The 18106-nt window shown below is 57.6% G+C and carries 26 protein-coding genes; 25 read left to right on the forward strand and 1 reads right to left on the reverse strand.

Annotated features, from left to right (window positions below; genetic code table 11):
- The first annotated feature begins 30 nt into the window (after nt 1-30).
- The 9 genes from ACWBU6_RS06385 to ACWBU6_RS06425 all read left to right on the forward strand — a co-directional run bounded on the left by ACWBU6_RS06385 (nt 31) and on the right by ACWBU6_RS06425 (nt 7051).
- Nucleotides 31-645 carry a YbhB/YbcL family Raf kinase inhibitor-like protein gene (locus ACWBU6_RS06385; RefSeq protein WP_452649534.1) on the forward strand — a complete coding sequence of 205 codons (615 nt, stop codon included), beginning with the start codon at nt 31-33 and terminating at the stop codon, nt 643-645.
- Nucleotides 642-1283, forward strand: coding sequence for a histidine phosphatase family protein (locus tag ACWBU6_RS06390; RefSeq protein ID WP_452647989.1), 642 nt, complete (start codon nt 642-644; stop codon nt 1281-1283). Before ACWBU6_RS06385 ends, ACWBU6_RS06390 begins: the two co-directional genes overlap by 4 nt.
- A 74-nt stretch (nt 1284-1357) precedes the next feature.
- Nucleotides 1358-2374, forward strand: coding sequence for a tRNA dihydrouridine synthase DusB (dusB, locus tag ACWBU6_RS06395; protein ID WP_452647990.1), 1017 nt, complete (start codon nt 1358-1360; stop codon nt 2372-2374).
- 43 nt (nt 2375-2417) lie between these two features.
- Nucleotides 2418-2651: a helix-turn-helix domain-containing protein gene (locus tag ACWBU6_RS06400; RefSeq protein ID WP_028102293.1), complete on the forward strand. Its 234-nt coding sequence runs from the start codon at nt 2418-2420 to the stop codon at nt 2649-2651.
- A gap of 90 nt (nt 2652-2741) precedes the next feature.
- Nucleotides 2742-4316, forward strand: a complete 1575-nt coding sequence (gene purH / locus ACWBU6_RS06405) for a bifunctional phosphoribosylaminoimidazolecarboxamide formyltransferase/IMP cyclohydrolase (RefSeq protein WP_452647991.1) — start codon at nt 2742-2744, stop codon at nt 4314-4316.
- Nucleotides 4317-4414: 98 nt separating this feature from the next.
- Nucleotides 4415-4951, forward strand: a complete 537-nt coding sequence (ruvC, locus tag ACWBU6_RS06410) for a crossover junction endodeoxyribonuclease RuvC (protein ID WP_452647992.1) — start codon at nt 4415-4417, stop codon at nt 4949-4951.
- A gap of 19 nt (nt 4952-4970) precedes the next feature.
- Nucleotides 4971-5549 carry a Holliday junction branch migration protein RuvA gene (gene ruvA / locus ACWBU6_RS06415; protein ID WP_426168854.1) on the forward strand — a complete coding sequence of 193 codons (579 nt, stop codon included), beginning with the start codon at nt 4971-4973 and terminating at the stop codon, nt 5547-5549.
- Between the two features lie 435 nt (nt 5550-5984).
- On the forward strand, nt 5985-6500 hold the full coding sequence (locus ACWBU6_RS06420; protein ID WP_452647993.1) for a GNAT family N-acetyltransferase: 516 nt from the start codon (nt 5985-5987) through the stop codon (nt 6498-6500).
- 53 nt (nt 6501-6553) lie between these two features.
- Nucleotides 6554-7051, forward strand: a complete 498-nt coding sequence (locus ACWBU6_RS06425) for a hypothetical protein (protein WP_452647994.1) — start codon at nt 6554-6556, stop codon at nt 7049-7051.
- Nucleotides 7052-7066: 15 nt separating this feature from the next.
- On the opposite strand, the gene ACWBU6_RS06430 is transcribed toward ACWBU6_RS06425, so the two are convergent.
- A complete protein-coding gene (locus tag ACWBU6_RS06430) occupies nt 7067-8032 on the reverse strand; it encodes an integron integrase (RefSeq protein WP_452647995.1) in 966 nt (321 codons plus the stop codon).
- 148 nt (nt 8033-8180) lie between these two features.
- Between ACWBU6_RS06430 and ACWBU6_RS06435 the strand changes: the two genes are divergently transcribed.
- The 16 genes from ACWBU6_RS06435 (at nt 8181) to ACWBU6_RS06510 (ending at nt 18044) form a co-directional block, all read left to right on the forward strand.
- Nucleotides 8181-8531 carry a DUF5071 domain-containing protein gene (locus ACWBU6_RS06435; protein ID WP_452647996.1) on the forward strand — a complete coding sequence of 117 codons (351 nt, stop codon included), beginning with the start codon at nt 8181-8183 and terminating at the stop codon, nt 8529-8531.
- A gap of 71 nt (nt 8532-8602) precedes the next feature.
- On the forward strand, nt 8603-8902 hold the full coding sequence (locus ACWBU6_RS06440; protein WP_452647997.1) for a YrhB domain-containing protein: 300 nt from the start codon (nt 8603-8605) through the stop codon (nt 8900-8902).
- 642 nt (nt 8903-9544) lie between these two features.
- Entirely contained in the window at nt 9545-9934 is a 390-nt protein-coding gene (locus tag ACWBU6_RS06445; protein WP_452647998.1) for a hypothetical protein, read from the forward strand.
- A gap of 105 nt (nt 9935-10039) precedes the next feature.
- Nucleotides 10040-10297, forward strand: a complete 258-nt coding sequence (locus tag ACWBU6_RS06450; protein ID WP_452647999.1) for a hypothetical protein — start codon at nt 10040-10042, stop codon at nt 10295-10297.
- Nucleotides 10298-10451: 154 nt separating this feature from the next.
- Nucleotides 10452-11099 carry a hypothetical protein gene (locus ACWBU6_RS06455; protein ID WP_452648000.1) on the forward strand — a complete coding sequence of 216 codons (648 nt, stop codon included), beginning with the start codon at nt 10452-10454 and terminating at the stop codon, nt 11097-11099.
- A gap of 113 nt (nt 11100-11212) precedes the next feature.
- On the forward strand, nt 11213-11494 hold the full coding sequence (locus ACWBU6_RS06460) for a hypothetical protein (protein ID WP_452648001.1): 282 nt from the start codon (nt 11213-11215) through the stop codon (nt 11492-11494).
- Between the two features lie 84 nt (nt 11495-11578).
- A complete protein-coding gene (locus tag ACWBU6_RS06465; RefSeq protein ID WP_452648002.1) occupies nt 11579-11899 on the forward strand; it encodes a DUF7668 domain-containing protein in 321 nt (106 codons plus the stop codon).
- A gap of 137 nt (nt 11900-12036) precedes the next feature.
- Nucleotides 12037-12312: a hypothetical protein gene (locus ACWBU6_RS06470; RefSeq protein WP_452648003.1), complete on the forward strand. Its 276-nt coding sequence runs from the start codon at nt 12037-12039 to the stop codon at nt 12310-12312.
- A 34-nt stretch (nt 12313-12346) separates the two neighbouring features.
- On the forward strand, nt 12347-12709 hold the full coding sequence (locus ACWBU6_RS06475; RefSeq protein WP_452648004.1) for a hypothetical protein: 363 nt from the start codon (nt 12347-12349) through the stop codon (nt 12707-12709).
- Between the two features lie 194 nt (nt 12710-12903).
- Nucleotides 12904-13197, forward strand: coding sequence for a hypothetical protein (locus ACWBU6_RS06480; protein WP_452648005.1), 294 nt, complete (start codon nt 12904-12906; stop codon nt 13195-13197).
- Between the two features lie 301 nt (nt 13198-13498).
- Nucleotides 13499-14221, forward strand: coding sequence for an immunity protein Imm33 domain-containing protein (locus ACWBU6_RS06485; RefSeq protein WP_452648006.1), 723 nt, complete (start codon nt 13499-13501; stop codon nt 14219-14221).
- A 53-nt stretch (nt 14222-14274) separates the two neighbouring features.
- Nucleotides 14275-14844, forward strand: coding sequence for a hypothetical protein (locus ACWBU6_RS06490; protein ID WP_452648007.1), 570 nt, complete (start codon nt 14275-14277; stop codon nt 14842-14844).
- A 174-nt stretch (nt 14845-15018) separates the two neighbouring features.
- Nucleotides 15019-15456: a hypothetical protein gene (locus ACWBU6_RS06495; protein ID WP_452648008.1), complete on the forward strand. Its 438-nt coding sequence runs from the start codon at nt 15019-15021 to the stop codon at nt 15454-15456.
- A gap of 350 nt (nt 15457-15806) precedes the next feature.
- Nucleotides 15807-16250 carry a VOC family protein gene (locus tag ACWBU6_RS06500; protein ID WP_452649535.1) on the forward strand — a complete coding sequence of 148 codons (444 nt, stop codon included), beginning with the start codon at nt 15807-15809 and terminating at the stop codon, nt 16248-16250.
- A gap of 9 nt (nt 16251-16259) precedes the next feature.
- Nucleotides 16260-16685, forward strand: coding sequence for an SAM-dependent methyltransferase (locus ACWBU6_RS06505; RefSeq protein ID WP_452648009.1), 426 nt, complete (start codon nt 16260-16262; stop codon nt 16683-16685).
- 57 nt (nt 16686-16742) lie between these two features.
- Nucleotides 16743-18044 (forward strand): MFS transporter, encoded by a 1302-nt coding sequence (locus tag ACWBU6_RS06510; protein WP_452648010.1) that lies wholly within the window; start codon nt 16743-16745, stop codon nt 18042-18044.
- The last annotated feature ends 62 nt before the right edge of the window (nt 18045-18106 follow it).

Here is an 18106-nt window from a genome sequence, read left to right on the forward strand (position 1 = left end):
GCCGGTTTAAAAAGCAGCTGGGAGATGAAGATGAAAATCTGGAGCGATTCCTTCAAGGATGGCGCCGCCATCCCCGGCGAGTTTGCCTTCGCGGTGCGCGACAAGGCGACGAAAGTGCGCCTGTCCGCCAACAAGAACCCGCACCTGGCCTGGTCCGAAGTCCCTCCCGGCACCGAATCCCTGGTCCTGCTCTGCATCGACGGCGACGCCCCAACCGACGGTACCCACGTCAACCAGGAAGGCCATACGCTGCCGGCATCAATGCCGCGCGCCGACTTCTACCACTGGTCGCTGGTCGACATCCCCGCCACCCGTACCAGCATCGCCGCCGGTGAATTCTCGAACGAAGTCACGCCCAAAGGCAAACCGGCCAGCCTGCCGCCGCCGCTACGCCACGGCATCAACGACTACACCGGCTGGTTCGCCAGCGACAAAGACATGGCGGGGGATTACTACGGCTACGACGGCCCATGCCCGCCCTGGAACGACGAGCGCACCCACCACTACATTTTCCGCCTGTACGCGCTGGACACCCCACGCCTGGAGCTGGAAGGCCGCTTCACCTGCCAGGACGTGCTGGGAGCGATCCACGGCCATATCCTCGACGAGGCACAGGTAATCGGCAGCTATTCGCTATTCGAATGACAAGAATCCTCCTGATACGCCATGGCGAAACCGCGTGGAACGCCGTGCGGCGCCTGCAAGGCCACACCGACATTCCCTTGAGTCCCACCGGCGAGCGCCAGGCTGAAGCCCTGGCGCGCGCGCTGGCGTCCGAGCCATTGGACGCCATCGTCGCCAGCGACCTGGGACGCGCCCTGCAAACCGCGCAGGCGGTGGCTGCCCACCACCCCGGTCTGCCGCTGCACACCGACCCAAACTTGCGCGAACGCGGCTACGGCGCCTTCGAAGGCCTCTTATATACAGAGATCGCCGAACGCTACCCGGTCGAATTTGCGGAATGGCAAGCGCGGGACGTGGATGCCGTGATGCCGGCCGGCGACCGGGTGGCCGAAAGCTTCCGGCAGTTCTTCCAGCGCTGCCAGGAAGGTATCGCGCGCTGGGCCGAGCGCTACCCGCAGCAATCCATCCTGATCGTCGCCCACGGCGGCGTGCTGGAATGCGCCTATCGCGCCGCCCGCGGCCTGTCGATCGACGGCCCGCGCGATTTCCAGGTCAAGAACGCGAGCATCAATCGCTTTATCTTTGATAAAGGGGCGTTGTCGCTCGAGCAATGGGGCGAGGTGGCCCACCTGTCCGCAAGCCTGGACGACATTGTTTAAAAAAGTGATTAGTTTTTGGGCAGTGGATCGGTTAAAATAGCCCCCTTTCCCGCACTGTCTTACGGATTTACTAAGTGAATATCGGACCTCACGAGCTCCGCAATAACGTCTTTGTCGCGCCTATGGCAGGTGTGACGGACCGCCCGTTCCGCCAATTGTGCAAGGAACTGGGCGCGGGTTACGCCGTGTCCGAGATGGCCGCTTCCAACCCGCGCCTGTGGGCCAGCGAAAAGTCGTCGCGCCGCACCGACCACACCGGCGAGATGGAGCCGAAGGCAGTGCAGATCGCCGGCGCGGTGCCGGAAGAACTGGCCGAATGCGCCAAGTTCAACGTGGACCGCGGCGCCCAGATCATCGATATCAATATGGGCTGCCCGGTGAAAAAAGTGTGCAACAACTGGTGCGGCTCCGCCCTGTTGCAGCATGAAGACCTGGTCCAGCGCATCCTGGAAGCGGTCGTGCCGGCAGTGAACGTGCCGGTGACGCTGAAATTCCGCACCGGCTGGAACCGAGAGAACAAGAACGCCCTGCGCATTGCCCGCATCGCCGAGCAAGCCGGTATCCAGATGCTGACGCTGCACGGCCGCACCCGTGCCGACGGCTACACTGGCGACGCCGAATACGACACCATTGCCGCCGTCAAGGCAGCAGTAAAAATCCCGGTGGTTGCCAACGGCGACATCACCACCCCTGAAAAAGCGCGTTATGTGCTCGACAAGACCGGCGCCGACGCCGTGATGATCGGCCGTGCCGCCCAGGGGCGACCATGGATCTTCCGCGAAATCGACCATTTCCTGCGCACCGGCGAACACCTGCCGGCGCCGCTGGTGGCCGAGGTGCGCAAGCTGATGGACGAACACCTGCAGGCCCACTACGCCTTTTACGGCGAATTCCTGGGCGTGCGCACTGCGCGCAAGCATATTGGCTGGTATGTGCGCGACCTCCCGGGCGGGGAGGAGTTCCGTCAGGAGATGAACCGCCTCGAGTCGACCGCAGAACAACTGCGCGCAGTCGACAGTTTCTTCGAATCCCAATGGAAGTACGGCGAGCGGTTACAATACCGCCTCGCCGAAGAACCGCTGGCTGCGTGAACCGCGCCTGCATTGGCAAATATTTAGCAAGATCGATAAGAAAATGAGCAAAGAAAGCATTCAGGAAGTGGTCCAGAAGAGCCTGGAAGACTACTTCAATGACCTGGGCGAGCAGCAGGCATCGAACGTATATGACATGGTAGTGATGACTGTTGAACGTCCGATCCTCGAAGTGGTGATGGGCCGCGCCGACGGCAACCAGTCGCACGCAGCCCAGATGCTGGGTATTAACCGCAATACTTTGCGCAAGAAATTACAGGAACACGGCCTGCTGTAAGGCTGATTCCGCGTCCCGGTCCCTATTGGCCGCGACGGGCCGTGGGGCCAGGTGGTTTTGTACAGATTTCCGTAACCTTCCCCCACAGCTATGATCAAACAAGCTCTCATCTCCGTATCCGACAAGACCGGCGTGCTGGATTTCGCCAAGGCCCTGTCGGCCATGGGCGTCAACATCCTGTCCACCGGCGGTACCGCGAAACTGCTGGCCGATAACGGCGTGCCGGTCACCGAAGTGGCCGACTACACCGGTTTCCCGGAAATGCTCGATGGCCGCGTGAAGACGCTGCACCCGAAAGTCCACGGCGGCATTCTGGCCCGCCGCGACTTCCCTGAGCATGTCGCCAAGCTGGAAGAGCACAGCATTCCGACCATCGACATGGTGGTGGTGAACCTGTACCCGTTCCAGGCGACCGTGGCCAAGGCCGAGTGCTCGCTGGAAGACGCGATCGAGAACATCGACATCGGCGGCCCGGCCATGCTGCGTTCCGCAGCCAAGAACCACAAGGACGTGGTGGTGATCTGCGACCCGACCGACTACGGCGTGGTGCTGGCGGAGATGAAGGGCACCGACAACGCCCCTGGCTACGTGTCGTACGACACCCGCTTCAACCTGGCCAAGAAGGTCTACGCGCACACCGCGCAGTACGACGGCGCCATTACCAACTACTTCTCCAGCCTGGGCCCGGACCGCAAGCACGAGACCCGTTCCGCTTACCCGGCAACCCTGAACGTGGCCTTCGAGAAGGTGCAGGACATGCGCTACGGTGAAAACCCGCACCAGTCGGCGGCTTTCTACCGCGACCTGGCTCCGGTAGCCGGCGCGCTGGCCAACTACCGCCAGCTGCAGGGCAAGGAACTGTCATTCAACAACATCGCCGACGCTGACGCAGCGTGGGAATGCGTGAAGTCCATGGGCTCCACCGCTTGCGTGATCATCAAGCACGCCAACCCATGCGGCGTAGCCTTGGGCGCGACCGCCCTGGAAGCCTACCAGCGCGCGCTGAAGACCGACCCGACCTCCGCTTTCGGCGGCATCATTGCCTTCAACGTGGAAGTGGATGGCGCGGCCGCAACCGAACTGGCCAAGCTGTTCGTGGAAGTGCTGATTGCACCTTCCTTCACCGCCGAGGCACGTCAGATCATGTCCGCCAAGCAGAACGTGCGCCTGCTGGAGATTCCACTGGGCGAAGGCGTGAACGCGATGGACTTCAAGCGCGTGGGCGGCGGCCTGCTGGTGCAGTCGGCTGACTCGAAGAATGTGCTGCAGTCGGAACTGCGCGTTGTGACCAAGCTGCAGCCTACCCAGCAGCAGCTGGCTGACCTGATGTTCGCTTGGCGCGTCGCCAAGTACGTGAAGTCGAACGCCATCGTCTTCTGCGGCGGCAATATGACCCTGGGTGTGGGTGCGGGCCAGATGTCCCGTATCGACTCCGCGCGCATTGCTTCGATCAAGGCGCAGAATGCCGGCCTGTCGCTGGCTGGCTCCGTGGTGGCTTCGGATGCATTCTTCCCGTTCCGCGACGGCCTGGACGTGGTGGTTGATGCAGGTGCGACCTGCGTGATCCAGCCGGGCGGCTCGATGCGTGACCAGGAAGTGATCGATGCTGCCGACGAGCGCGGCGTGGTAATGCTGTACACCGGCACTCGCCACTTCCGTCACTAAACCGGTAAACCAGCCGGATGGCCGGCTACCGTCGCGTATTGGTGTCAGACCCTGAGGGTCTGACACCGGTTTACCGGTTTCTACCGTAAAATCCGGGAATGATAATTCTCGGCATCGACCCCGGCTTACGTACCACTGGCTTTGGCGTCATCCAAAAAGTGGGCAACAAGCTGCGCTACATCGCCTCCGGCACCATCAAGAGCGGCGAGGGCGACCTGCCGCAACGCCTGAAAGTCATCCTCGACGGCGTGGCCGAAGTCGCCGCCACCTACAAGCCCGATTGCGCCGCAATCGAAAAAGTTTTCGTCAACGTCAACCCGCAATCGACCTTGCTGCTCGGTCAAGCCCGCGGCGCCGCGATCTGCGCCCTGGTAACGCACGAGCTCAAAGTTGCCGAATACTCCCCAACGCAACTGAAGCAAGCGGTCGTCGGTACCGGCCGCGCCACCAAGGCGCAAGTGCAAGACATGGTCGCACGCCTGCTGGCGCTGCCCGGCCTGCCCGGCACCGACGCCGCCGACGCCCTCGGCATCGCCATCTGCCACGCCAACAGCCAGGCCACGCTGTCTGTCGTCACCAACGCCCATCCCGCCCTGTCCGGCCTGCGTATGAAGCGCGGCCGCCTGGTGGGCTAACTGCACCCAAAGGAAAAATATGATCGGACGTCTCACCGGCATCCTGCTCGAAAAGAACCCCCCGCAACTGCTGGTAGACGTACAAGGCGTCGGCTATGAAGTCGACGTACCGATGTCCACCTTTTACAACCTGCCCGGCGTGGGCGAGAAGGTCAGCCTGTTCACTCACCTGACGATCCGCGAAGACGCGCACCTGCTGTTCGGCTTTGGCAATGCGGAAGAACGCGCCGTGTTCCGGCAATTGATCAAGATCAGCGGCATTGGCGCCCGCACCGCGCTATCAATCCTGTCCGGGCTCTCGATCGCGGACTTGGCGCAAGCCGTCACGCTGCAGGAAGCCGGCCGCCTGGTGAAGATCCCGGGCATCGGCAAGAAGACCGCCGAACGCCTGCTGCTGGAACTGAAGGGCAAGCTTGGCGCCGATATTGGCGCCGCCGGCGCACACCCGGTCCACGATTCGCAAGCCGACATCCTGAACGCGCTGCTGGCGCTGGGCTACTCGGACAAGGAAGCGTTGCAGGCATTGAAGACCGTGCCTGCCGGGTCGTCGGTCTCCGACGGCATCAAGCAAGCCCTGAAAGCCTTGTCCAAAGGCTGACAATTGAGGTCTCCTCGCCTTCGAACAACGCTAAGCAGCAAAGCTTGTCGTGCAGTTAATAACGCTGGATGCTCCTGATGGCGATGACTTGCCACGGCAGGTTACTTCCGCATAAACTGAACGGTACCCCACCAACAACAAGCTGTAATTATGAGAACACTTATCGTATTGGCTATCCTTGCGTCGACCATGGTCGGTTGCGCAGTTTACACACCGTCCGGCTCCGTCGTGGTTGATCCTTCTGCGCGTCAGGAGTCCGGCAAAGGGAAGTTCTGCCCGCCTGGTCAAGCCAAGAAGGGCAACTGCTAACTACCCGCATCGTTTGAACCTGTCTGACGGTTGTGGTAGCCGTTCAGACAACACTTCCATGCGAGCAATCTGGCAAGATTGGGCCAGCCTGTTGCTCGTACACGAAGCCTACGACAATGAGGTCCCATGAAGATCGAGAGAATCCACGGTCCACTGGTAGCGGCTCTCGATCGCGAAGAGAACACGTTCACGTCCAGCGAAGTATTCGACATCAGCTTTGTCGAGGACGAATTCCGGCTTAGCACTCGTACCGTTGAACGGTTCTCCAAACGCTACGACACGGATGGCGAATGCGACGACGACATTGAAGCTTACGGAGCATTTGTGGATGGAGCGCTGGCAGGCAAGATCGAGCTCACATCAACCTGGAACGAGCTTGCTTCTATCGAACACATTCTCGTCGCCCGCAATTTTCGTCAACGCGGCATTGCAACTGCGCTGATCGACTTCGCCAAATCGTGGGCGCAGAATGCGCAGCTTAAGGGACTGCGACTGGAAACGCAGACCAACAACGTCGCGGCCTGCAAACTCTATTTGCGCAACGGCTTCAAGGTAGGTGGCTTCGATCGGTTCGTCTACCGCACGCAAGAGCATGTGGCCAATGAGACCGCACTGTATATGTACTGGTTTCCCGAGCGGTAGAAGTTGTAAGAAAAGTAGTATGCTTCGGTTCTCTGAAATCAACTGTACGTCACGTGAAATCGATTGTCCGCAAGAGCCTCTTCGCCTTGGTGTTGTGTAGTCCAATGTTCGCGAGCGCGGGTTCCAAAACCCTGACGGTCGCCTTCTTCGATTACTCGAACGGCATCGGCAAAAAGTCCTTCAAGGCGCTGCGCGCGAGCGGTTACGAGCACCAGTGCTGGCGTGAGAGTTTCGTAGAAATCAATGGGATTGACACCGCCTATATTGAAAGACCGCCAGCGAGTCTCCAAGGCGATCTGCTGCTGCGAGCAGTGCGCGGCGACGCGGCTGCGGCAGAACAATTTCGCCAGCAGCTTAGCAATGCGAGGCTTAATGGAGCCTATGCGTTTGTCCCCGATCCCTCCGGGGAATACGCCACCATATATGGCTTGGGCTACCAGACGATCGCAGTAACGTCGTCGGCCTCCGTCAGCATTCCGGAGGACGGCAAGCCGATCGCCAATAGCACCTTTTCCAAGCGCCTGTGCGAGGCTGGCAAGGCGATGGATTGAACCGCAGGCTCGTGATTAGCGGTCCAATGGGCTGAGAACTGCATTGCCACCGCGGTTGAGAACATGCGTATAGATCTGGGTTGTACGAACATCTTTGTGACCGAGTAATTCCTGGACGGTCCGAATGTCGTACCCGCTTTGCAGCAAATGCGTCGCAAAACTATGCCGTAGCGTATGAGGCGAGACCTTCTTCTGAATGTTCGCGTCCTGCGCCGCTTGCCTTACAGCGCGCTGCACACGCTGTTCGTCAATATGGTGCCGCCGGAGGACACCAGAGCGCGGGTCCTCCGACAGACCGTCGGCTGGAAGGATGTACTGCCATTTCCACTCTCGTGCCGCCGCCGGATACTTTCGATCCAGGGCAAACGGCAAATAGACTTCTCCACCGCCTTGATCGCAGTCGCGCTGATGCTGCAGCATGATCAACTCCAAATGGGATTTGAGTGGAACAACGAGAGAGCCTGGCAACATCGTCACGCGGTCTTTCGCGCCTTTTCCGTTGCGGATAGTGATCTGCCGCATATTGAAATCGATATCGAGCACGCGCAAGCGGCAGGCTTCCATGAGGCGCAGACCGCTGCCATATAATAGCGATGCGACCAGCCAGGTTTCACTTTTCATGTGCGAGAGCAGCGTTCGAGTTTCGTCGATCGTCAATACAGTTGGCAGGCGCTGAGGCTGCTTCGCTGCGACGACATCTTTCAACCATTCGACCTCCAGTTTCAGTACCTTCTGGTACAGGAAGAGCAAAGCGGCCTTGGCCTGCGATTGTGTGGACGCCGCGACTTTGCGGTCGACCGCGAGATGGGTCAAGAAGGCCTCGATCTCAGCTTTACCCATCTGAGAGGGATGGCGCTTATTATGAAAGAGGATGAAGCGCCGCATCCAATCAACATAAGCTTCCTCGGTTCGAATGCTGTAATGCATGGTTCGGATCAATGCTCGCGCCTGATCCAGTAGCTTTGGCTCATTTGTCGGCATGACGTAGTTCTCCGGTGTTAGGAAGAATTATGTTCACCGACTTTTGGCACGCGGATATAGACATTGATCAATGAGACATTAGGCGTCATAATGAAATTTATTAAAACGTCAATATGACGTCGACTTTACGTTATGCTTCCGAGCCCCGATGATCGCTGACAAATTCGATACCGCTGCTGCCGCAGCAGCCGTCGCCGCCGGCGACGCAGCTGATCCGGCTTTGCTCCAGTGGGTTCAGGACTTGAATTGGCCTGTTGCCACTGTATTGGCTCCGTTTCTTGCTTGCGGTGGACGCACTGTTGTTCCAGGTATTCGCCAGGTGTTCGCTTCGAGCGACGATACTTGGAAGTACAGCATTCTTGTTGGTGTGGTCGCAAAATCATCTGAACTGGTTGCGCTCCTTCGGAGTGACCTCGAACGCCTCGCTAGCCAAGCTACGCCTGGGGAGCGCGCTGAAGAACTTGATAAATTAGCGGCGGATCTCCTGGAATCGAAATGACGCAATTGCATAACAACTCATTCCAGCGGACGCCTACGGCGCCGCTGAATTCAACACGTTAGGCTCAATCCATGATCTCCTTAGCTGAAGCTCGCGCCTTGGTGGAGCAACGCCTTTTTACGTACGAGGCGTTGCCCGATGACGATGCCTGGGTCTTGATCCCCGAGAGCACGGTCGAACGTAACTTCGGTTGGGTGTTCTTCTATAATTCTCGCAAGTTCCTTGAGACTGGGGATTTGCAATTTGCGCAGGCTGGAAATGCTCCTCTTCTGGTCAAAAGAGATAGCGGAGAAATTGTTGTCCTTGGCACCGCTTATCCGGTAGAACACTACATAACTGAGTATGAAAAACGTACTGCGCCTAACACTTAAATCAACTGGACGCGCTAGAGCGCGCCAGTTATTGTCACGTTGGGCCCCGCTTTGAACTTCATGCATGCATCGTCCTCTCCGCTTGGCTCTTTGGCCGCTGGCAAATCAGCCAGTGCGGCTTATGCCGGCGCATGGGCCGCTGGCGGCGCCACCATCTTTGGCATGCACTTTCAGGTGCGGTATGCTGCTGTCCGTGTGGGCGCTGACGCGGACACGCAATCGGTGGGCATTCGCTGCGAGTTCACGCGCGGTGTCCAACATTCCATTCAAGCGGACGCGCTAAAGCGCGCCGCTTAACGCAACGTTGGGCTGCCGAACTCCGATGAAAAATCCTACAAACGAAGAAATCGAAGGCCTGTTGATAAACATCCTTAGCGACGGCTTCAATCGCTCTCTTAGCGAATTTAGAAGCGTCGGCGTCGTCGACCAAAAAAAGTTGAGTGAAAGGTACAAGGGCGTTGGATCTGAGTACTACGATCGAGTGACGGAACAGATTGAGCTAACCGCAAGGTTGGCAGCTCCGGCTGTTCGACGCCTTTTTTTGGACGAGCCGCAATGAGGTCCTCCGACGTGAACTTCTTTGCCCAACCATGCATTCCAGCGGACGCCTTCGGCGCCGCTGAATTGAGACGTTAAGCCTCAATGATCTTCACCCGAGAAAACTGCAAACCCGTCTTCGCTCCTGGCGCAAGAAAGCTTGCTCTTGACCTGTCGCGGACAAAGCAATCATTTGCAAATTTAGCTGCCGAAGATGGCTCCTTTATGCAAGTGGCGGGCGGCCCAGGATTATTCCTGTTGGAACGCAAGGAGCACTCGGGGTCACATAGCCGCGCCTATCAGGATCATCCGGTTGCAATTCACCCTGACGGAACACTCCTTCAGTCCAGCGCCGGCAATTTTAATCTGGCACAAGATGAATGGTTCTTGCTAAGGCAGGTCGTGGAAATCTTTGAGGCATTTTCGAATGGCCAGCCAATGCCACCGTACGTACGTTGGCGAGAGTTGGGATACAACTATGCTGTTAAAGCTTAACTATTCCGTCGAGCGGACTGCCAACGGGCTTCGCCCGCAGGCGGCCGCTCACGTCAAACGTTAGGACTTTGACCGTAATTGTGCGTTGGTCGCCGATGACACCCAATGAAGAAAAATTTCGCCGCCCTTGACTCTTCGATTCTCGAGACGCTTACCGAGCGCCCGTTGCGCCGAAACGAACTTTTGGCGGTGGTTTCTATTCGTGAGGAAGCACTACGCCTTAATATTCGGCGAGCCGGCGTCTCTCCGAGTGAAAGTGCCGACGCGACCGTGAATGAGCGATTGCAAGCTTTGCGACGTGATGGCCGAATTATTTACGATCCAGCGACAAGTCGCTGGGAAAGTAAAGTGATGGATCAATGAACTATTTGCCTAACCTCTCAATCAACCGGACGTCTTCCGCGCTGCGCGCTCCAGCCGCCGGTTATCGGCCACGTTGGGCGTCGGGTACAGAGACGTTGACGCAACGCTCTAGTATCTAAAGCGCTTGCTCCTGCCAAAATCCTCAAGGAAAAAAATGAACACTCGATTAGTATTCAGTATTTCGCTTTTTCTTGCGACGATCAGTCCTCTCAGCGCGCAAAACTCATCTTCAAGCCAAGCAGTAGGGGATGCATCAGGCAGGATCGAACAATATCAGCAAGAGTCCAAGAAACTGGATCCGCAGAGCATATTCAACGAATTGGAGCGCTTGCGCACTATCATTGCGCTCAAGAGACAAGACCATGCCTGGCCTGACCTCACAGATGACGATACGCTTAAAGCTACTGCTTACGCTATGGCGTTGGAAACAAAACGGAAATTGCGAGATCCTGCGGCGTCCTATTACTGGGGAATCTACAACGCACGCATTTGTGGAGCCCTGGATGCTAGCAAGATCTCAGGGGCGCCTTCCGCACAATGTTGGAGCGACACGTTGGAAAGCTTCAAGATCGCGAACGAAGGTGGAATTCTCCGTGCTTCCCTCAACGTGGGCCTTATGTACGAGAACGGGTGGGGCGTTCCTAAATCCAGGTACGTGGCTGCGGACTGGTACTTCAAGGCGGCCGACAAATTCAGCTTAGTTGGAGAGCGGGAAGGCGCACTCGAAGCCCTTGAAGCTACCATTCGCATGGTTCCCGACCACCCTGCTGCAACTCGACTGCGCGCCCAGTTGCAAAGATAATGACGCTATGCCCAACCAATCATTCCATCGGACGCCTGCGGCGCCGCTGAATTCAAAACGTTAGGAATTACATGATCTGTCGAAGCTGCAGCACACAAAATCTACCGACAAGCATGCGCTGCATTCAATGCGGTACAGGACTTGTCAACGAAACTACTGAAACTACTGAAACTACTGAAACTACTGATGCCTACCGTGCCGCGGCCCGGGCCGTAGATGCTCGAATGTATGGTGGTATCGGCGCATTCGTTGGTTTTGCGCTCACCTTCGTCGTTCTCAAATTCGTTCTTGAGGATATGTACTTTGATACTCGTGAAATTTATGGCGGCGCCCTTGCTGCCGCGGTTGTTTGCGGGGCCGCTGGTCGCCTCATCGCACACAAGAAGTGGAAATAATCCTAACCTTATGCTCCAGCCGACGCCTTTGGCGCGGCTGAACCGGAACGTTAGCCCATTGCCGAACACGGCCTGGATGAAGCGATGAAGCTAATCAACTGCAAACCTAATGGTCCTCCTTGGAGCGAAGAACTTGTTCGACGGATCTCAGAAGACCATTTCGACGACGGACACGCTTGCGTCATCTCAGACCCGGACGCGTTTGACGATTTGCGCGTTGACGCATACCGCTACAATGATGAACCGGGGTTCGCAGTCGATCACGATCTGGCTATGAACAACGAGCGCTCGGACTTTACTGCACTATTTGAGTTTAAGAAGACCGAGCATGGATATGAAATTCTTCTCGAAGATATTCACGTTCTCTTTGAAAAAGCCCAACAATCCAAGCCAGCGGTCGCCTGAAGGTGGCGTTGATCGACAACGTTGGGACCAATTCGAATGAAGCAACTTCTCATGCTCTTGCTCGTGTCCGTTCACCTTGAAGTCCTTGCGCTTGACGGTGCGGCATCACTCGACTGCCTGCGGAAGGGGAGTCACTTTTGGCTTCGAGCGAGTTTTTGAAGGCATTGGATGCCTACCGCCAGGGGCTGAGGATTCTTGGAGATGGCTACTCGTCGCCCGAGTTGATTGATGACACCGATCTCAAGCTCTTTGCAGCGTCCCTTCGAGAAAAAGAAGGGCAGCTCGACGATGCTGCGCCGGTGACATGCCGCATTCTGCGAAGTCGGTACGAACTATGGCAATCGAAGATCCATATGGGCAGAGAAAAAATCAACCGTTCATTCAACATGGACGTGCTAAAGGGCGCCGGTTAATTCACGCACGTTAGATTCAATTTTGCACACGCCGATGGCAAGACATTGGAAAGAAGAGCTGGACCCGGGCAAGCACCGAGACTTCATGCACGGTCATCAAAACGCCGGCGGATTACCCGTGGAACCGCCACGGGACAACCTCCTGTCTGCGTGGATTTACTTTGTCGATGTCGCCGGCTTCACATTTCAGTTCGCTTCAACTGATCAAATTCATGAAGCATTGCGCTACTTTGAAGAAAAGGTCCATCCAAGCACTAGAGAATACAACAACGGGCTCGAACATTTTTGGCAACCATGGTACTGCCGTCTTCCCCCTGGAATAAAATCAGAAGCCAGGCGTACCAAAGTGGTCAAAGCACTCAAGGCAGCATTGATTGAATTCGCACCCAAGACCTAACTTCATGCTGAATCTCGCTCACTTCGTTCGCTGGACACGCCAAAGCTGCGCTTAGTCCGTGCCGGTTAGCGTGAACGTTCGCCGGTGTAACAATGGATACTAGAAAGCTTAATGTTCTACCCGCTCCAAATGCATACACGTGGCCGAGTGGGGACTGTGTAGATCTAGCGCTATTGCCCATAACTCCAAGGGAGGTGGCCGCTTCAGTTGGTTCGACGGCGATAGCAGGTGTCGAAACCGGGCTTGGACCTTGGACAGCTGTTGGGATTCAGTTGCCATCCGGCGTTGTTGTCGAACTCATCGAATACGTTGAACGCCCTGGCCCTGTCGGTACAATTGCACGGGTAGACCGGAATTTTGCGCTGGCGAATGTCCTTGATGAAATACTTCGCGTTTTTGAACTGCAATTTTCAGATTTACCTTGGGTCTCGCAGCTGATGGCGCCGAACAACGCATTCCAGCCGATGCCTTCGTCGCGGCTGAATTGAGACGACATACGCTGGATCTACACCGGCTATCGTCGCGTCAATTGCGGCGTGCTGGGAAGTTGCCGATCGGAAGGTCGGGTATGGGCCGTCGCTCGGTTTGCTGTCCCGGGCTAACGACACAGTCGGGCGGTCGCTGCGCGATGAAGGCGGGCAGCGACTGCAATAATGCGGGCATGAGGGCAACCATCGAAGGTGGTGCGCTTACGCCATAGGATGTGCAAGGGCGAGCGTTACGGCGGTCGGGATATTAACGCGGCCCCTGTTTTCGGGACGCCCTCCTACATTTCAAATCAATACTCGTATGCTTAAAAAACTTACAGGCCTGTTTCTCATCGCAGCCTTCTTCGGAAATGCTGTTGCCGCTCAAGACTATTCGACTACCCAGTGCGCAAAATATGGCCAGCCGGAGTTTGTTTTCTCTGTCGATGACGGATCGCTAGGTGAAAAGGACGCGCAGTGGTTCCGTGCGACCTTGGAAGGGATGGTCGCAGATGGAGAAAAGTTCAAGGCAGGCGAAACACTTCTCGTCGGCCCTGTGCCTCTGAAACTTGAATCGGCGGATGGCGGCAAGCTTCGCGTCCTGGAACCTGACATGAAGTCGATTCCGTTTAAGTTCGTGCCAAGCGTTGCCAGGACACTCAGGATCGTACGGAGGCAGCGCTATGCAGCCGACAGCCTGGGAGCTGCGAGCGCAATGCGATTCGCGCCGTTGCATCATCCTCTCATGGTGACTCCCGGTGCATTGAAGGCGCCTGCGATCATTATGATCAGGGCGAAGAAGCAAGACGGTATCACCGGCTGGGTTCTGACGGATTTGGAGAACAAGAACAGGACAAAGGATGATTTGGAGGTCATTTCTGTCTACGAAGCCATGCTCCAGCGGCCGGATATCATGGACTTCCTGGCATTGCCGGAGCAGTTCTCAGTCGTCGTTTCAAGCCGCACGAAGTTCGAAATTTTCAAAGATGGCAGCCCTGTCGAACCGCGGAAAGGCAGCTATCTCGATTTACGTTCAAAGCAGTAAGGGAGATTCTTGTGGGACTAAGTATTCAAGTTGGCGGCCTTGAAGAGGCGGAAATGTATGAGCCCTTGTCAAAGGCCTTGGTGGAGGCCGGCCTGCCGCCCCACACGGAACCGGATTCGGAGGGGGCGGAAGAGTTCTTTTCATGCCAGATGTGGGGCTATTCCGGCGTGCATTACCTGAGGCGGATCGCCGCCTACGTCGGGCTTGGCAAGGAAGTCCCAGGCCCGGGCGGCGATAACCCGGCGAGTGATCCGGTCTTGGAGGAATATTACGATCATCTCGCTCCAGGCTTTGAGCACCTGGTCATGCACAGCGACGCGGAAGGCTTTTACGTGCCACTGGACTTCGAGGATGTTATATATCCGAGCGAAGAACTTGGCGTCGCTGGAGGCATTGTCGGTTCCTCCGTGCGCCTGCTGTCCGAGTGTAAGCGCCTTGCTGCATGGCTGGAATTGCCGCTGGATCTTGATCCTGAAAGCGAGGAGGTGTGGGACGCTGCGAATTCGCCTGAAACACACGGCCCCAAATGGAAACGATATGGCAAGGAGTCCTTTGCCTGCATTCGCCTCATCAGGGCTGCCGAGGCTTCGATTGATTCTGGCGCCGCCATCGTGTTCTGCTGACTGAGGCATGACCTTGTACCAAAGCGGCCTGCCCAACACGCGACGGCTTGAGCTGGTCTCTGCGAAGCCGCTCAGTAACGGCGCGGTTGCCATGCACTACCGGCGCGTTCTTGAGCAATAAACGATTGTTGCGCAGCGCGACTTCCCGACCACTTAACTCAAAGATTCATTAAAATGCCGCTGAACAAACGACTGCTTATCATCATGTCCCTCTTCTCATACTTCGGGATCGCCTCAGCCCAAGACTTTGCAGAAGGGCAGGTGTGGAGCTATAAAGCTCGCAAAGGTGAAGAAGAATCGCGAGTCCTCATCAACAAGATCGAAACCGATCCCAAGCTTGGGAAGATTTTTCACATCAGCGTATGGGGCGTTAAAGTAAAGAATCCTCATATCGCGGGCGGCATCTCAACGGATCTTCCCCATTTTCCCGTTTCGGAAGAAACGTTGAAGAAGAGCCTTACTAAGCTCGACAGTAACAAGAAATCCAACCCCGATTACCGCGAGGGTTACCAGACTTGGAAAGCCGCTTTTGACAAAGGGGAGGCGGGGATCTTCACCATTGGCGTGGCCGATATCGTTGGTGTAGTTGAGCAATCGATCAGCAAGCGATGACCCATTGCGCGGGCATTGGATGCCGAAGGTAAGCAGGTCCCTGCGTTGCTGTGGCGACAAACAGTCCCGTAAGAGCTTGCTTATCCTGCATATCAAAGAACAACTATGACATCGGAAGTTTACTGGATTCGCGATATCGAGCCTTTAAGGCTAGCGATGATGCCTCGGCCTGGCCTCACTGTGGCCTGTGTGTTGCTAAAACTTGGTGTACCCGCATCGGAGGTGTTTACAATGTTGTCGCGGGCGCGTCGCCTGCCGATGCCTGATACGGAATCTCAGATCGAGTGGTTTCAATCCGTCGCAGTCCCACGGCTCCTGCGCTCCGCCGAAGTACGATCGCAGGAGGCATGGTGACAGTCAAGCGCATGGACAACGTGGGCATCGTGGTTGAGAACATCGATGCCGCTATCGAGTTTTTTATCGAACTTGGGCTCAATCTCGAAGGGCGCGCGCCAATTGAGGGCGACTGGGCGGATGGCGTCACCGGGTTGTACGGCATGCGTGTCGAAATAGCGATGATGCGTACGCCGGATGGTCATAGCCGCCTCGAACTGTCCCGTTTCTCCGCGCCGGCGGTCGTTGACGATCACCGTGGCGCACCCGTCAATGCGCTTGGCTACCTGCGCGTCATGTTCACTGTGGATGATATCGATGACACGCTGGCCCGGCTGGGAAAGCTGGGGGCGCGGCTGGTGGGCGAAGTGGTGCGGTATGAAAACGCGTACCGGCTCTGCTACATTCGAGGGCCGGAAGGAATCCTTATCGGGCTGGCGCAGGAACTCGAACAGGTGTGACGTTTCAATATGATCTCACGGCGACTGGCTGAAATGGTTGAAGCGCTGCCACTGCAGCCAGGCATGCGCGTGCTGGAAATAGGCTGTGGTCCCGGGGCTGCTGCCCGCGCCGTTTTGTCGCATATCGGAGACGGCTACGTGCTCGCTATCGACCGCTCGGCCAAGGCCATTGCGCAGGCGGTAGCAGGTTCCGCGAGCGAGCTGGCGACCGGCCGGCTGGAATTTCGACAAGTAGCGGTCGAGCAGTTGGAGCTCGGCCAAGGCGAGCGCCCTTATGACCTGGCATTTGCCGTGCGGGTTGGTGCGCTGGATGGGCGCTACCCCGAGCAAGGCCGGATCGCACTCAAGCAGATCCGGAAGGCTTTGGCACCGAACGGGCGCCTGTTCATCGACGGTGTTGAAGCAGGCGCCATGGAAAAACTGGTTAGTCGATAGCGCAGTGCACTATACTCGCCACGGTTTCCATTCCGCGCCGCGTATAGAGCATCTCAAATGACCAACCTCACTGCTAATCAAGTCCCTCCAAGAATCCTTCGAAGGCAAACCCTGGCGCTGGTGCTGCTGGTGGCAACTGGCGTCATTAACTACCTGGACCGCGCTACACTGGCCGTGGCGAACGAGTATATCCGCGCGGACCTCGGCCTGTCGCTGGGTGAAATGGGCTTGCTGCTGTCGGCATTCTCGTGGAGCTACGCCTTGTGCCAGCTTCCGGTTGGGGCCCTGGTCGACAAGATCGGCCCGCGCTGGCTGCTTGGCATCGGCCTGGTGGTCTGGTCGGTGGCGCAGGCGGCGGGCGGGCTGGCGTCGACCTTTGGCTATTTTGTACTGGCGCGTATCGCACTCGGGATCGGGGAGGCGCCGCAGTTTCCTTCCGCGGCGCGGGTGGTCAGCAACTGGTTCCCGCTGCGATCGCGCGGCACCCCGACGGGCATCTACAATTCGGCATCGCCGCTGGGCGTCGCCCTGGCGCCGCTGCTGCTGCCGCCATTGATTGCGGCGACAAGCTGGCATTGGGCGTTTTACATCACGGGCGCGCTCGGGCTGGTGGCGGCGGTCGTCTGGGTGAGCTTGTATCGCGATCCCGTGCGCGAGGAACTGAGCGCGGAAGAACGTGCTTACCTGGAGGCGGGCGAGACGGTTGAAGCTGCGCCGAAAACCAGTTTTGCCGCCTGGCGTGCCCTGTTCCGCCATCGCGTGACCTGGGGCATGATGTTCGGCTTTTTCGGTTCCGTGTATCTGAACTGGGTGTACCTCACCTGGCTGCCCGGCTACCTGCGCACTGAACGGCATATGGAACTGACGAGTGCGGGCTTTGCGTCTGCAATTCCTTTCCTGTGCGGCTTTGCCGGCGCGCTGATCGCAGGTTGGGCGTCCGACCGCATCGTGCGCTTTTCCAGCACGCCGATATCCGGGCGCCGTAATGCGGTAGTGCTGGCCACGCTGGGGATGGTGGCGTTCACGATTCCTGCCGCGCTGGTGGAGAGCAATGTCGTGGCGGTGGCGTGCATTTCCATCGTGATTTTCCTCGCCAACGCTTCGTCGGCCTGTGCCTGGTCGTTGGCCACGGTGGCGGCGCCCCGCAGCCGCATCGCTTCGCTCGGCGCGATCCAGAATTTCGGCGGCTTCCTTGGCGGCGCGCTGGCGCCTGTGCTGACCGGCTATATCGCACAGAACTGGTCCTTTGTGCCCGCATTGCTGACCGGCGCAGCCATCGCCTTCCTTGGCGCCATGTCCTACCTGTTCCTGGTGGTGCGCCCGATTCCGGAAGATGGCTCGCTAAAGCAGGCCGTGTAATTTTTTGAGAGAATTTGACGCATTGCGGGCGCGTACAATCCTGCGCCCATCCCTGCAAACGC

The sequence above is a fragment of the Pseudoduganella sp. HUAS MS19 genome, assembly GCF_053615455.1.